The organism is Saccharopolyspora sp. 7B (genome assembly GCF_020177435.1).
Classification (GTDB): Bacteria; Actinomycetota; Actinomycetes; order Mycobacteriales; family Pseudonocardiaceae; genus Saccharopolyspora_C; species Saccharopolyspora_C gregorii.
This window is the reverse complement of the sequence record NZ_JAIUKC010000216.1, coordinates 1-14319: the sequence shown is the minus strand read 5'-3', so window position 1 is coordinate 14319 and position 14319 is coordinate 1. Positions and strand designations below refer to the sequence as shown.

The 14319-nt window shown below is 73.2% G+C and carries 15 protein-coding genes and 1 riboswitch; of the genes, 10 read left to right on the top strand and 5 right to left on the bottom strand.

Going from position 1 to position 14319, the window contains the following annotated elements:
* Positions 1–3: 3 nt before the first annotated feature.
* On the bottom strand, positions 4–255 hold the full coding sequence (locus tag LCD33_RS26740) for a hypothetical protein (RefSeq protein ID WP_224968522.1): 252 nt from the start codon (positions 253–255) through the stop codon (positions 4–6).
* 159 nt (positions 256–414) lie between these two features.
* On the opposite strand from LCD33_RS26740, the gene ilvA reads away from it, so the two are divergent.
* The 6 genes from ilvA to LCD33_RS26710 all read left to right on the top strand — a co-directional run bounded on the left by ilvA (position 415) and on the right by LCD33_RS26710 (position 4094).
* Positions 415–1626 (top strand): threonine ammonia-lyase, encoded by a 1212-nt coding sequence (gene ilvA / locus LCD33_RS26735; RefSeq protein WP_224960261.1) that lies wholly within the window; start codon positions 415–417, stop codon positions 1624–1626.
* Between the two features lie 313 nt (positions 1627–1939).
* Complete coding sequence (locus LCD33_RS26730) at positions 1940–2254, top strand: YbaB/EbfC family nucleoid-associated protein (RefSeq protein WP_224960422.1); 315 nt, start codon at positions 1940–1942, stop codon at positions 2252–2254.
* Positions 2254–2541: a YbaB/EbfC family nucleoid-associated protein gene (locus tag LCD33_RS26725; protein WP_224960421.1), complete on the top strand. Its 288-nt coding sequence runs from the start codon at positions 2254–2256 to the stop codon at positions 2539–2541. Before LCD33_RS26730 ends, LCD33_RS26725 begins: the two co-directional genes overlap by 1 nt.
* Before the next feature lie 5 nt (positions 2542–2546).
* Positions 2547–2855: a hypothetical protein gene (locus LCD33_RS26720; RefSeq protein WP_224960420.1), complete on the top strand. Its 309-nt coding sequence runs from the start codon at positions 2547–2549 to the stop codon at positions 2853–2855.
* 13 nt (positions 2856–2868) lie between these two features.
* Positions 2869–3525 (top strand): hypothetical protein, encoded by a 657-nt coding sequence (locus LCD33_RS26715; protein WP_224960419.1) that lies wholly within the window; start codon positions 2869–2871, stop codon positions 3523–3525.
* A gap of 257 nt (positions 3526–3782) precedes the next feature.
* Positions 3783–4094 (top strand): hypothetical protein, encoded by a 312-nt coding sequence (locus LCD33_RS26710; RefSeq protein ID WP_224960418.1) that lies wholly within the window; start codon positions 3783–3785, stop codon positions 4092–4094.
* A 59-nt stretch (positions 4095–4153) separates the two neighbouring features.
* Here LCD33_RS26710 and cobN read toward each other — a convergent pair whose 3' ends face one another.
* A complete protein-coding gene (cobN, locus tag LCD33_RS26705; RefSeq protein ID WP_224968736.1) occupies positions 4154–7768 on the bottom strand; it encodes a cobaltochelatase subunit CobN in 3615 nt (1204 codons plus the stop codon).
* 122 nt (positions 7769–7890) lie between these two features.
* A riboswitch (cobalamin riboswitch) is annotated at positions 7891–8023 on the bottom strand.
* 253 nt (positions 8024–8276) lie between these two features.
* Here cobN and cobG point away from each other — a divergent pair.
* The 3 genes from cobG to LCD33_RS26690 are packed head-to-tail and all read left to right on the top strand — an operon-like array spanning position 8277 to position 11697.
* A complete protein-coding gene (cobG, locus tag LCD33_RS26700) occupies positions 8277–9497 on the top strand; it encodes a precorrin-3B synthase (RefSeq protein ID WP_224960415.1) in 1221 nt (406 codons plus the stop codon).
* Positions 9494–10141, top strand: coding sequence for a precorrin-8X methylmutase (locus tag LCD33_RS26695; protein WP_224960413.1), 648 nt, complete (start codon positions 9494–9496; stop codon positions 10139–10141). The genes cobG and LCD33_RS26695 overlap by 4 nt, the downstream gene beginning before the upstream one ends.
* Positions 10142–10149: 8 nt before the next feature.
* Complete coding sequence (locus tag LCD33_RS26690; protein WP_224968742.1) at positions 10150–11697, top strand: precorrin-2 C(20)-methyltransferase; 1548 nt, start codon at positions 10150–10152, stop codon at positions 11695–11697.
* On the opposite strand, the gene LCD33_RS26685 is transcribed toward LCD33_RS26690, so the two are convergent.
* Entirely contained in the window at positions 11685–12422 is a 738-nt protein-coding gene (locus LCD33_RS26685; protein ID WP_224968738.1) for a cobalt-precorrin-6A reductase, read from the bottom strand. The two genes, LCD33_RS26690 and LCD33_RS26685, sit on opposite strands and share 13 nt — an antisense overlap.
* 23 nt (positions 12423–12445) lie before the next feature.
* On the opposite strand from LCD33_RS26685, the gene LCD33_RS26680 reads away from it, so the two are divergent.
* The gene (locus LCD33_RS26680) at positions 12446–13528 is read left to right on the top strand and encodes a cobalt-precorrin-5B (C(1))-methyltransferase (RefSeq protein WP_224960409.1); all 1083 of its coding nucleotides are present in this window, start codon (positions 12446–12448) and stop codon (positions 13526–13528) included.
* Between the two features lie 7 nt (positions 13529–13535).
* Here the strand turns inward: LCD33_RS26680 and LCD33_RS26675 are convergent, their stop codons facing one another.
* Positions 13536–13694 (bottom strand): hypothetical protein, encoded by a 159-nt coding sequence (locus tag LCD33_RS26675; protein WP_224960408.1) that lies wholly within the window; start codon positions 13692–13694, stop codon positions 13536–13538.
* A gap of 280 nt (positions 13695–13974) precedes the next feature.
* Positions 13975–14319, bottom strand: a 345-nt coding sequence (locus tag LCD33_RS26670) for a hypothetical protein (RefSeq protein WP_224960407.1), incomplete at its 5' end; no start/stop codon positions are given.

Below are 14319 nucleotides of genomic sequence, written 5' to 3'. Positions count from 1 at the left end.
GGGTCAGGGGGCGACCGAGGTGCCCGTGGTGTTGTGCGGGGGGATGCCGTCCTGGGCTTCCGGGGAGACCGGCAGGTCTTCCGCCTGCACGCAGCCGCCGATCAGCTCGACCACCCCGTCCTGCTGCCGGTACGAGCCGGGTTCGTCGCAGCCCGCCTGGGCGACCGCGAACACGGCGCCCGCCGACAGGACCGCCGCCACCGCGATCCCGCCGACCAGTGGAAGCGTTCCCGTCGATGCCATCGCCGGTGCCATCCGTGTCCTCCCCGGAGCCGCCGCTCCGCGCGCCGTTGCGCCGTCGTGGGTGCGCGCGCCCCGGCAGACCCCCGATGCCGCGGGCGGATCACGCGTACCGAGCAGCGTACCCAACACCTCGGTCGGCGGTCCGGCTTCGCGCTGGGGCACGATTGGCGCATGTCCCTGATCAGCTTGGACCGGATCCGCGCCGCCGCCGGTGACCTGGCGGACGTGGCCCGCCGGACTCCGCTCGCCCACTCCCGGGTGCTCAGCGACCACGTCGGTGCCGACGTGCACTTGAAGTGCGAGAACCTGCAGCGCACCGGGTCGTTCAAGCTGCGCGGCGCCTACGTCCGGCTGCGCGCCCTGGACGAGGAGCGCCGGGCGGCGGGAGTGGTGGCGGCCAGCGCGGGCAACCACGCGCAGGGCGTGGCGCTGGCGGCCTCGCTGCTGGGCATCGAGTCCACGGTGTTCATGCCGGAGCGCGCGACGCTGCCGAAGCTGGCCGCGACCCAGTCCTACGGCGCCGAGGTGCGCGCGGAGGGCGCGGTGCTGTCCGAGACCCTCGCGCTGGCGCAGGAGCACGCCGCCCGCACCGGCGCCGAGTTCATCCACCCCTTCGACCACCCGGACGTGCTGGCCGGGCAGGGGACCGTCGGGCTGGAGGTGCTGGAGCAGCTGCCGGAGGTCGGCACCGTGCTGGTGCCCACCGGCGGCGGTGGCCTGGTCGCCGGGGTCGCGGCTGCGGTGAAGGCGCTGCGCCCGCAGGTTCGGGTCATCGGGGTGCAGGCCGAGCAGGCCGCGGCCTGGCCGCCTTCGCTGGCGCAGGGAGCTCCGGTGCGCCTGTCCGACACGCGCACGATGGCCGACGGCATCGCCGTCGCCCAGCCCGGCGAGGTCACCTTCGAGCACGTGTCCGCCCTCGTCGACGACGTGATCGCGGTGAGCGAGCAGGCCCTGTCCCGGGCGCTGCTGCTGTGCCTGGAGCGGATGAAGCTCGTCGCCGAACCGGCCGGGGTCGCGGCCGTCGCTGGCCTGCTGGAACGCCCCGACCTGCTGGCGCCGCCGACGGTCGCGGTGCTCTCCGGCGGCAACATCGACCCGTTGCTGCTGCTGCAGCTGATCCGGCACGGCATGACCTCCGCGGGCCGCTACCTGTCGTTGCGGGTGCGGCTGCCGGACCTGCCGGGCTCGCTGGCGGAGCTGCTCGGCAGGCTCGGCGACCTGGCGGCGAACGTGCTGGACATCGAGCACTCCCGGATCTCCGGGGCGCTGGCGCTCGGCCAGGTGGACGTGGAGGTGAGCCTGGAGACCCGCGGGCCGGAGCACCGCGAGCACGTGGTCGCCGAGCTGACCCGCGCCGGCTACACCGTCACCTCCGAGCGGTGAGCGGTGCCCCCCCCCCCCCCCCGGGGGGGCCCCCCGGGGCCCCGCCCCCCCCCCCCGCCGGGGGGGGGGGGCCTTCCATCGTCCGAGGGGTGGCGGCCCCGATCAGGCCCCCTGCGGCCCGTCTTCCAGGTCGCCTTCTGCGCAGGGAAACCCACCTCTTCGGTCTTCCGCACGGGATCTCCCGGGTGACGGAGGTCTGTTCAGGAAGTTCGTCGACGAGATCGTCGAATCCGCCCCGCACCGGCTCGGTGGTCTCTTACGGTACCTGTCACAGGGCGTGGTCCCGTGTACGCAGAGAAGAGGCGGTGCGGATTTGGACTGGGAAGAGTTGCGGCGCACGGCTGATGCTCTTGATGAGCAGGCCGGGCTGATTCGCGAAGCCCGAGAAGAGCAAGACACGCTGCGGTTCCGCGGCTCGTCGGAGAGCGGAGTCGCGACCGCGACCTGCACCGGAGGAGGAGCTCTGCTCGAACTGGACATCCGAGCCGGGGCGCTCGATTCGAGTCGACCCGAGATGATTTCGCGCGACCTGGTGGAGTCCATCCAAGCTGCGCGCCGGATGGCTGGTGAGGCGGCCGGCGAACGGCTCCAGCAGCTCGCGCCAGGATTCACCTCGGAGGCCGAGTGATGCAGGAGATCGAGGACTTGGTCGCTGAGATCGGTCGGCGCACCGAAGAAGTGGCGGAGGTCGGGAGGTCGCTCTCGGAACGTCGAATATCAGTTGATGTTCCAGGGGGGATCGGCACCGTCTCCGTGAGCGGTCACGGTCGGTTGATCGACATCGAGCTCGATCGGGAGAACCTCTGGCGTACCAACGAGTCGTCGCTCGGTCGGCTCGTCGTAGACGCACTCGCGGACGCCGAACGGCAGGCTGCTGAATTGCGCGAACGCGAGTTCCAGAACGGTCAGGGGTGAGCGGCGTGGCCGGGTTCGACGTGGTGATCGAGGCATTGCGCGGGAACGTGATGTTCTTGCAGGAGGCCCAAGACAGCTGGGAAGAGGCGCACAACAAGGTCAAGGGGAAGACCTTGGAGGAAGACGACCTCGGCCTCCTGGGGAAGCAGGGCGACATTCCCGGTGCGTACAACGGCGCTGCGGAGAACCTCTTCGCCGGCCTGTTGAAGGGTGTCGAGAACCTGGGGAAGGCAGCCGCTTCCCTGCGTGCGGTGGTCGACGACCAGGCCGAACGCGAAGAAGAGATCGAAGCAGAGCTGCGGAAGACCCAGTAGGAGGTGGTGCAGCATGACGGCAGCGTTGACTGCGTTCCCTGATCGGGAAGCCGCCATCGTCGTCGAGTACGCCGAGAAGACCGGACGGTACGTGATCGTCCGGGTCATCGATGAGATCCGTGACTGGCTCGGCCATCCCGAGGTGGTCATGGATATCGCCCAGGCCTGGTCTCCCGCTGCCAAGGCAGGTCTGCTGCACGCCGACGACACCATCGTCGAGGCGCGCACGTCCATCAGCGGAAACTGGTCCGGGCCGGCGGCCACCAGCTATCTGACCTACTTGGATCACGTTTCCAAGGTGATGCTGGCGACCGGTGAGCTGTTCGACGAGTTCTCCGGGAAGATGCTCGACATCCGGCAGCACATCACCGACGCCTACAAGGAGGCGATCGGCATCATCGGCAACACCGGGGCGGAGATCCTGAGCATGACCGGTGGGATCGTCGCCGGCGCGAAGGAGTTGCTCTTCGGGGTGGCGGACGCCGTGCTCGAGGCGTTGGCGAACTTCCTGCGGCTGATCACCTCGACGGCGCAGAACATCGTGCAGATCATGACGGATTTCCAGCGCAGCGGGCTGGAACTCGCGCAGCGGGCGGCAGATCTGCAGATCCCGGAGGCATTGCCGTCGGTGGTCGCGGATTCCGGGAACTGGAAGGCGGGGTCCGCATGATCGGGTCCTGGCAGCGGGGTATCGGCGTCGCTGCTCTGCTGGTGTGCGCGGCGGGATGCGCGAGCAACCCGGGAACCGACCCGGCGAACGACGAGTTCCAGGAATCTCCGGAGGCGTGCTCGTTGCTGACCACGCAGGCGGTCGGAGACGCGCTCGGCGCCCCGCAGGTCACTCCGGAACGAGCGGGGAACGGGTGCACTTGGTCGTTCCGGGGTGCAGCGGAAATCGGACCGGGACCGGCGTTGCGGACCCTTTCAGTGCGGAACACCGTGCACCGCAGCAACGGCGAGACCTCCGGCTCGGATCTCGCGCTCGCGGCGGTGCAGAGGGCCGGGCGGGATTCCGGTGGGCGAATGCAGGGCATCAGCGGAGTCGGCGACGCCGGGGTTCACGGATCGGCCGCAGGAAGCGCGGAGTACGTGTTCGCCGTCGGCAACATCAGCGTCGCGCTCACCGTCGAAGGCCAGGACTTCGACGGTGCGAACGCGCAGCCGATCCCCGCGGACGCGGCGAGCCGGGCGGGCTCGCGGATCGGCCAGCAGATCACGACGGCGCTGCGCCGGGGCTGACTGGGTCTTCCAGGGGTGCGGCCGCCGGATTTCCGGCGGACGCACCGCTCACCCGGCGGTCAGCTCGTCGCCGGCCCGTCCTCCAGGTCGCCTTCGGTTTGCAGGTAGATCTCGTGCAGGGCGGTGATCGTCTCCGGGTTCGGGGACTCCCACATGTTCCGGTTCGCCGCTTCCAGCAGGCGTTCCGCGATGCCGTGCAGCGCCCACGGGTTGGACTCGGTGAGGAACTTCTGGTTCTCCTCGTCCAGCACGTAGGTCTCGGCGAGCTTCTCGTACATCCAGTCGCCGACGACACCGGTCGTGGCGTCGTAGCCGAACAGGTAGTCTACGGTGGCGGCCAGCTCGAACGCGCCCTTGTAGCCGTGCTTGCGCATCGCGGCGAGCCAGCGCGGGTTCACCACGCGGGCGCGGAACACCCGCGAGGTCTCCTCGGTCAGCGAGCGGGTCCGGATGGCGTCCGGGCGGCTGCTGTCGCCGATGTAGGCCGCCGGTGCCTTGCCGGTCAGCGCGCGCACCGTGGCGATCATGCCGCCGTGGTACTGGAAGTAGTCGTCCGAGTCGGCGATGTCGTGCTCGCGGGTGTCGACGTTCTTCGCCGCCACCGAGATCCGCTTGTAGGCGGATTCCATGTCGCCGCGTGCCTCGGTGCCCTCCAGGCCGCGGCCGTAGGCGTAGCCGCCCCACACCGCGTACACCTCGGCGAGGTCGGTGTCGTCGCGCCAGTTCTTGCTGTCCATCAGCGGCAGCAGACCGGCCCCGTAGGCGCCGGGCTTCGAACCGAAGATGCGCGTGGTGGCGCGGCGCTCGTCGCCGTGCCCGGCCAGGTCGGCCTGCGCGTGGGCGCGCACGAAGTTCTGCTCGTCCGGCTCGTCGAGCGCGGCGACCTTGCGGACCGCGTCGTCGAGCAGCGTCACCACGTGCGGGAACGCGTCGCGGAAGAACCCGCTGATCCGCACCGTCACGTCCACCCGCGGGCGGCCCAGCTCGTCGAGCGGGATCACTTCGAGCCCGTTGACGCGCCGCGACGCCTCGTCCCAGGTGGGCCGGACGCCCAGCAGCGCCAGCACTTCCGCGATGTCGTCACCGGAGGTGCGCATCGCCGAGGTGCCCCACACCGACAGGCCCACCGAGCGCGGGTACTCGCCGGTGTCGGCGAGGTAGCGCTCGATCAGCGAATCGGCGATGGCGTGCCCGGTCTCCCAGGCGAGCCTGCTCGGCACCGCCTTCGGGTCCACCGAGTAGAAGTTCCGGCCCGTCGGCAGCACGTTGATCAGGCCGCGCAGCGGGGAACCGCTCGGGCCCGCGGGCACGTAGCCGCCGTCGAGGGCGTGCAGCGTCGCGGTCATCTCGTCGGTGGTGGCGTCCAGCCGCGGCACCACCTCGGTGACGGCGAACTCCAGCACCCGCACCACGTCGTCCGGCGCGTCGCCCAGCACCGAGCGGCACACCTCGACGACCGCGCCGAGCTCCCAGCCGCGCTCCTCCAGGCCCGCGACGAGCGCGTGCGCGGAGCTCTCCACGTCGTCCACGGTGCCGCGGGCGACGCTGCCGTCCTCCAGCATGCCCAGCGCCTCGCGCAGGCCGGGCAGGGCGCCGCTCTGGCCGCCCCACACCTGCCGGGCGCGCAGCATCGCCAGCACCAGGTTCACCCGCGCCTCCCCGGTCGGGGCGGCGCCGAGGACGTGCAGGCCGTCGCGGATCTGCGCGTCCTTGATCTCGCACAGCCAGCCGTCGACGTGCAGCAGCATGTCGTCGAACTCGGCCTCGTGCGGGCGCTCGTCCAGGCCGAGGTCGTGGTCGAGCTTCGCGGCTTGCATCAGCGTCCAGATCTGGCTGCGGATCGCGGGCAGCTTCGCCGGGTCCATCGCCGAGATCTGCGCGTGCTCGTCGAGCAGCTGCTCCAGCTTCGCGATGTCGCCGTAGCTCTCCGCGCGCGCCATCGGCGGCACCAGGTGGTCCACCAGCGTCGCGTGCACCCGGCGCTTCGCCTGGGTGCCCTCGCCCGGGTCGTTGACCAGGAACGGGTACACCAGCGGCAGGTCGGCCAGCGCCGCGTCCGGTGCGCAGGACGCCGACATGCCCGCGGTCTTGCCGGGCAGCCACTCCAGGTTGCCGTGCTTGCCGAGGTGCACCATCGCGTGCGCGCCGAACTCGTCGGTCATCCAGCGGTAGGCGGCCAGGTAGTGGTGGCTCGGCGGCAGGTCCGGGTCGTGGTAGATCGCGATCGGGTTCTCGCCGAACCCGCGCGGCGGCTGCACGACCACGACCACGTTCCCGGCGCGCAGCGCGGCCACCACGATCTCGCCGTCCGGGTCGTGCGAGCGGTCCACGAACTGCTCGCCCGGCGGCGGGCCCCAGTGCTGCTCGACGCTCTCCCGCAGGTCCTGCGGCAGCGTGGCGAACCAGTCGGCGTAGCGCTTCGCGGGGATGCGCACCGGGTTGCCGGACAGCTGCTCCTCGGTCAGCCAGTCCGGGTCCTGGCCACCGGCGGCGATCAGCGCGTGCACCAGCGCGTCGCCGTCCTGCGCGGCCACGCCGGGCAGCGCGTCCGGGCCGTCCGCCGGGCCGATGTCGTAGCCGGCCTCGCGCAGCCGCCGCAGCAGGCCCACCGCGCTCGCCGGGGTGTCCAGGCCGACGGCGTTGCCGATCCGGGAGTGCTTCGTCGGGTACGCCGAGAGCATCAGCACCAGCCGCTTGTCCGCGGCGGGCACGTGCCGCAGCCGCGCGTGCTTCACCGCGATCCCGGCGACGCGGGCCGCGCGCTCCGGGTCGGCGACGTACACCGGGAGGCCCTCGGCGTCGTTCTCCTTGAACGAGAACGGCACCGTGATCAGGCGGCCGTCGAACTCGGGCACCGCGACCTGGGTGGCCATGTCCAGCGGGGACAGGCCCTCGTCGTTGTCCTCCCACGCCTCGCGGCTGGAGGTCAGGGTGAGGCCCTGCAGGATCGGCACGTCCAGCGCGGCGAGCGCGCCCACGTCCCACGCCTCGTCGTCGCCACCGGCGGAGGCCGTCGCGGGCTTCGTGCCGCCCGCGGCCAGCACCGTCACGATCAGCGCGTCCGCCTCGCGCAACGTGTCCAGCAGGCCCGCTTCGGGGGCGCGCAGCGAGGCGCAGAACACCGGCAGCGCCTGGCCGCCCGCGTCCTCGATCGCCTCGGACAGGGCGTGCGCGAACGCGGTGTTGCCCGCCATGTGGTGCGCGCGGTAGTAGAGCACCGCGACCTTCGGGCCTTCGGTCCGGCGCGGGGTCCGCTCCAGCAGACCCCACTTCGGCGTCTCCACCGGCGGTTCGAAGCCGTGGCCGGTGAGCAGCACCGTGTCGGACAGGAAGTTGAACAGCTGCGCCAGGTTCTCCGGTCCGCCCTGCGCGAGGTAGCCGTGCGCCTGCGAGCAGACGCCGCCGGGCACCGTGGAGCACTCCATCAGCTCCGCGTCCGGGGCCTGCTCACCGCCGAGCACCACGACCGGGCGCGGTCCGGCGAGCAGCGCGTCCAAGCCCTCCTCCCACGCGCGGCGGCCGCCGAGCAGCCGCACCACGACGAGGTCGGCGCCCTCCAGCAGCGGCGGCAGGTCGTCCACGCCGAGCCGAGCCGGGTTGCCGAGGCGGAAGTCCGCACCGCTGGCGCGTGCGCTGAGCAGATCGGTGTCCGATGTGGACAGCAGCAGGATCATGCGGCACGCTCCCGGCTGAGCAGGGACGCGGGCGTGCGGACAGGACGCATGGTCAACCTTCCTCGGGGTCCTCGCCCCGGAGTCGTCGGCACCCGGTGTGGCACCGGGCGGTGGCGGCGCCGGAGTGTCCTGGCTCCCGGATCGGCGCTCGCTCCGGCCTTCCCACCCGCGCGGCGCGCGGGCAGTGGCCTCGTACTCGGAGTCCGCTCCCCGGTGACAGTGGCGGGACCGCGCCGGACTCGCACCGGCTTCCTCCGCACGTCGCCGCCGACAACTCTCCGCAACGGGGCGATCGTTCGTCAAGTGGCCGATCGTGCGCACGCGGGAGAGATCCCGCACTCGGCCGGTCCGGCCGCCCGGTGAGGCGCATCGCGTTTTGCGGACGCGATCCGGGCGGGACGTAGTATCGACGGTCGCCGGTGCGCCCCCGAGTCCGCGCACCCCGGACAGCGGCGCCGTGCGCTGCGAGTTCCGGACCAGACCACGATCGACGAGAGCGGGGACGAGCGTGCCGCGACGAGCCGGACCCGACGCGTGCCCCGGCGCGCTGCGGGTGCACGAGGCCGCCGACGGGGGATTGGCCCGCGTCCGGGTGCCCGGCGGGCGGCTCGCGGCGCGGCAGGTGCGGGCGCTGGCGACCGCGGCCGCGCTGGGTGACGGCGGCTGGGAACTCACCTCGCGGGCGAACGTCCAGGTCCGCGGCCTGTCCGCGGCGGCGGTGCCGGAGTTCGCCGACCTGCTCGGCGCGGCCGGACTGCTGCCGTCGCCGACGCACGAGCGGGTGCGCAACGTCGTCGCCTCGCCGCGCACCCGCCCGGGGGCGCTGGACGTGCGCGCGGTGGCGGTGGAACTGGACGAGCGGCTGCGCGCCGACCCGGAGCTGGCGGAGCTGCCCGGCCGGTTCCTGTTCACCGCGGACGACGGCGGCGGCGAGGTGACCGCGCTGGGCGCGGACGTCGCGCTGCACCCGGCGGACGGCTCGGTTGCGGTGCTGCTCGCCGGGGCCGACCTCGGGCTGCGGGTGCCCGCGGCCGACGCGGCCCGCGCCGCGGTGCTCGCGGCCGCCGCGTTCCTCGCGGAGCGGGACCGGCTGGGTGCGGAGAGCTGGCGGCTCGCGGAACTGCCCGGCGGCGCGGAGCGGATCGCCGGCCGCGTCCGGGAGGAATTCCCCTGCACCCCGGCGGAATCCGTGGTCACGCCCGGTGATCCGGTGCGCACGCACGCCGAGCTGGGCGTGCTGGCCCGCGACGACGACCGGGTCGACCTCGCCCTCGGCGCACCGCTGGGACGGCTGGACGCCGCGCAGATCGCGGTGCTCGCCGCGCAGACCGAAGAGATCGCCGCCCGGACCGCCGCACCGCACCCGCTGCGGCTCACGCCGTGGCGCGCGCTGCTGCTCACCGACGTCCCCGCGGCCGAGGCGCCGCGCAGGCTCGCCGAGCTGGCCGCCGCCGGGTTCCTCACCGACTCGGGCGCGCCGCTGGCCGGGGTGACCGCCTGCACGGGCAGCCCCGGCTGCGCGAAGTCCCTCGCCGACGTGCGCGCCGACGCGCTGCGCACCACCCGGCCCGGCCCGCTGCCGGTGCACTGGGCGGGTTGCGCGCGCCGCTGCGGCCGACCGGCCGGGCCAGGAGTGGAAGTGCTGGCCACCGAGGCCGGCTACGAGGTCGGCGGCCGTGCCGCCGGCGATACGTCCGCCGCGCTCGACGCGGCACGGAGGGCAGTGTGAACACCGCAGACAGCACCGGCGGCTACGAGTACGTGCGCGACGGCGCGGAGATCTACCGCCGTTCGTTCGCCACGATCCGCGCTGAAGCGGAACTCGACGGCATGCCACCGGAAGTCGCCCAGGTCGCCGTCCGCATGATCCACGCCTGCGGCATGGTGGACCTGGTCCGCGACATCGCCTGGTCGCCGCGCGCGGTGCTCGCCGCCCGCGAGGCGCTGCGCGGTGGCGCACCGGTGTTCTGCGACGCCGCCATGGTCGCCGCGGGCGTCACCCGGGGCAGGCTGCCCGCCGACAACGACATCCTCTGCACCCTCGGTGACGAGCGGGTCCTCGGCCTCGCCGCGGAACTCGGCACGACCCGCAGCGCGGCCGCGATGGAGCTGTGGCGGGACCGGCTGGACGGGTCCGTGGTGGCCGTCGGCAACGCGCCGACCGCGCTGTTCCGGCTGCTGGAGATGGTCGACGCGGGCGCGGGCAGGCCCGCCGCCGTGCTCGGGCTGCCCGTCGGGTTCATCGGCGCCGCCGAATCGAAGCAGGCCCTGGCCGACCACCCGGCGCTGGAGCACCTGGTGGTGCACGGCCGCCGCGGCGGCAGCGCGATGGCCGTGGCCGCCATCAACGCGATCGCGAGCGAACAGGAGTGAGCAGCACCGTGGAGCAGGCAGGCAGGTTGTTCGGCGTCGGGCTCGGCCCGGGAGATCCGGAGCTGGTGACGGTCAAGGCCGCCCGGCTGATCGGCGAAGCCGACGTGATCGCCTACCACAGCGCCCGGCACGGCCGCAGCATCGCGCGTTCCGTCGCCGCCCCGTACCTGCGGGACGGCCAGGTCGAGGAACCGCTGGTGTACCCGGTGACGACCGAGACCACCGACCACCCGGGCGGCTACCAGGGCGCCATCGACGAGTTCTACGCCGACGCGGCCGAACGCCTCGCCGCGCACCTGGCCGCGGGCCGCACCGTGGCGCTGCTGTGCGAGGGCGACCCGTTCTTCTACGGCTCCTACATGCACATGCACAAGCGGCTGGTGGGCCGGTTCGAGGTGGCCGCGATCCCCGGCGTGACCTCGGTGAGCGGGGCGGCGGCGATGCTCGGCAGGCCGCTGGCGGAACGCGACGAGGTGCTGACGGTGCTGCCCGGCACGCTCGACCCGGACGTGCTCGCCGAGAAGCTGGCGGGCACCGACGCGGCGGCGGTCATGAAGCTGGGCCGCACCTTCGACGGGGTGAAGGCGGCGTTCGAGAAGGCGGGCCGGCTCGACGAGGCCTACTTCGTGGAGCGCGCCACCACCGACCGGCAGCGGTTGCTGCCGCTGGGCGAGGTGGATCCGGCGTCGGTGCCGTACTTCTCGCTGGCGCTGCTGCCGAGCCCGGTGAACGCGGACAGCCCGCTGAACCTGACCGACGCGTCCGGGGTACCCGTTTCCGCTGCGGCGCAACGGGAAACTCCCGAGCCCGCGCCGACGGCGAGCACCGGCGAGGTCGTGGTCGTCGGCCTCGGCCCGGCCGGTCCGCAGTGGACCACGCCGGAGGCGCACACCGCCGTCGCCGCCGCCGACGACCTCGTCGGCTACGGCCCCTACCTGGACCGGTTGCCGACGAACCCGCGGCAGCGCAAGCACGCCTCGGACAACCGGGTGGAGGCCGAGCGCGCCGAGTTCGCCCTGGACCTGGCGCGGCGCGGATCCCGCGTCGTCGTGGTGTCCTCGGGCGATCCGGGCGTGTTCGCGATGGCCAGCGCCGTGCTGGAGGTCGCCACCGAGGAGCGGTTCGCGGAGGTGCCGGTGCGGGTGCTGCCCGGCCTCACCGCGGCGCAGGCGGTGGCGAGCCGGATCGGCGCGCCGCTGGGCCACGACTACTGCGTGCTGTCCCTGTCGGACCGGTTGAAGCCGTGGGAGGTCATCGTCGAGCGGCTGGCCGCGGCGGCGAGGGCCGACCTGGCGATGGCCATCTACAACCCGGCCTCGCGCAGCCGCACCTGGCAGGTCGGCGCCGCCCGCGACGTGCTGCTGGAGCACCGCTCCCCGGAGACGCCGGTGGTGATCGGCCGCGACGTGGGCGGGCCGCAGGAGTCGGTGCGGGTGGTGCCGCTCGGCGAACTCGATCCGTCCGATGTGGACATGCGCTGCCTGCTGCTGATCGGCTCGTCCACCACGCGCTCGGTCGGCGGGACGGTGTTCACGCCGCGCCGCTACCCGGCGTGACGCAGCCGTTCCACAGCGGCGGCCACGGTCCCCACCACGGGCACCGGTGGTTCCGGCGGCCGCCGCACCAGCACCACCGCGACGCCCAGCAGCCGGGCCGCATCCAGCTTCGGACGGGTCATCGGGCCGCCGCTGTCCTTGGTGACCAGCACGTCGATGCGGTGCTCGCGCAGCAGCGCCACCTCGTCGTCGAACGCGAACGGGCCGCGGGCCAGCAGCAGCTCGGTGCGCGGCGGCAGCGGCGGTTCCGGTGGGTCCACGGCGCGCACCAGGAACCGCAGGTCCAGGTGCGCGAACCGGTGCACGCCCTGGCGCCCGGTGCTGAGGAAGATCCGCTCGCCCAGGCCGGGCAGCGCGGCGGCGGCCTCGTCCAGCGAATCCACCAGGTGCCAGTGCGGTTCCGGTTCCCAGCCGGGTCTGCGCAGCACCAGCAGCGGCAGGCCCGCCAGTGCGCAGGCGAGCACCGCGTTCGAGGTCATGGCGGCGGCGAACGGGTGCGTCGCGTCCACCACCTCGTCGATGCGTTCGGCGCGCAGCCACGCGGCGAGGCCCTCGGCACCGCCGAAACCGCCGATCCGCACCTCGCCCTCGGGCAGCCGCGGGTCGCGCACCCGGCCCGCCAGCGAGGAGATCACGTGCACCGCCGGTTCGCCGCCGAGCCGGGCGGCGAGCTCGCGGGCCTCCGCGGTGCCGCCGAGCACCAGCACTCGCCGCACCTCGACCATGCGGCCAGCCTAGGCGGTGCGCTATGACCGGCCAGGCGCTGCGCTACGGCTGGACGACCGGCGCCTGCGCCACGGCGTCCACCGCCGCCGCCTACACGGCGCTGCTCACCGGCGGGTTCCCCGATCCGGTGGGCATCGTGCTGCCGAAGGGGCACCGCCCCGAGTTCGCCCTCGCCAAGGAACGCCTCGGCGCCGGGTCGGCGATGGCGGCGATCGTCAAGGACGCCGGGGACGACCCGGACGTGACGCACGGCGCGCTGGTGTCGGCCACGGTCCGCCCCGCCGAACCCGGCGCCGGGGTGGTGTTCCGCGCCGGTCCGGGCGTGGGCACCGTGACGAAACCGGGCCTGCCGCTGCCGGTGGGCGAACCGGCGATCAACCCGGTGCCGCGCGAACTCATCCGCGGCGTCGTGCGGCAGGTCGCCGCCGAGCACGGCGGCAGCGGGGACGTGGTCGTGGAGATCTCCGTGGAGAAAGGGGAGGAACTGGCGCGGCGCACCTGGAACCCGCGCCTCGGCATCCTCGGCGGCCTGTCCATCCTCGGCACGACCGGCGTGGTGGTGCCGTACTCGTGCTCGGCGTGGATCGACAGCATCCGCCGCGGCGTGGACGTGGCCCGGGCCGCCGGGCTGGAGCACGTCGCCGGCTGCACCGGCAGCACCTCGGAGAAGCTCGTCGACCGCACCTACGGCCTCGCGCCGGAGGCGATGCTGGACATGGGCGACTTCGCGGGCGCGGTGCTCAAGTACCTGCGGCGCCACCCGGTGCCCCGGCTGACGATCGCGGGCGGCATCGGCAAGCTCGCCAAGCTCGCCGACGGGCATCTGGACCTGCATTCGAAGCGGTCGCAGGTGAACTTCGCGCTGCTGGCCGGGATCGTGCGCGACGCGGGCGCCTCCGTCGAGTTCGCCGAGAGCATTCGCGGCGCCAACACCGCGCTGGACGCGCTCACCCGCTGCCAGGCCGAGGACATCCCGCTCGGCGACCTCGTCGCCGCCCGCTCCCGCGACTTCTGCCTGACCACCCTCCAGGGTGCCCCGATCGACGTCGAGGTCCTGGTCATCGACCGCGCGGGCACCCTCGTCGGCCACGCCCCGTTCCGCTGACCAGCGCCTACCGCATCGAGCGCCGGGCGGCTTCGGCGAAATCGGGGACGACTTCGCCGCGCTGTGCCAGCAACGAGTCGATCGTCTCGGGCGGCCTGCGCCTGGCGAGCACGGCGTCCCGCAGGCATTGCGAGATCAACTCCGGATCTTCGTCGAGCAGGTCCACCAGGAACGCGTCGGGATGTGTGGCCGCAACGCCGTGTTCCCTCAGATCGCGGGGCCGGAAAATCGTCCAGGTTCGCGGTGACGGTGACCTCAGCGCCCCCGTGCACCGCTGCGGCGAGCACGTGTCGATCCTCAGGCGCGTTGGCGAGCACGGGCATCAACCACTCGTAGTCGGTGACCTCGGCCTGCGGGAAGGCGGTGCGCATCGCACCAGCGGGACGCATCCGATCCGGGGGCGGAGCGCGTCGCGGGAGGTGATCGGGAACGGGATGTCCCGGGGGTCAGGAGGGCAGGCCGAGGGCGGCGGTGGTGACCGCATCGGGGTGCCCGGCCTGCCGCCAGTGCACGCGGGCCGGGAGGCCGAGGAGGGGGCCGTGCGGGTCGAATCCGCTCGCGCGGTAGGCGACGGCCTCGTCGTGGGAGTACACGATCACGACGTCGACGACGCCGGACGGCCAGTGCCGCACGTACAGCAGGGCGTCCAGCCGGCCGCCGTCGTCGTGCACCGGAACTCCCCGGAATCCCCGCGCTACGAGGCAGTGCAGGTTGTCGATCGCGTTCATGGCGCGAACTCCGTTCGAGGGGTGTCGAGGCGGGTCGGTCTCGGTGCGGGCGGGGTTCGGGAC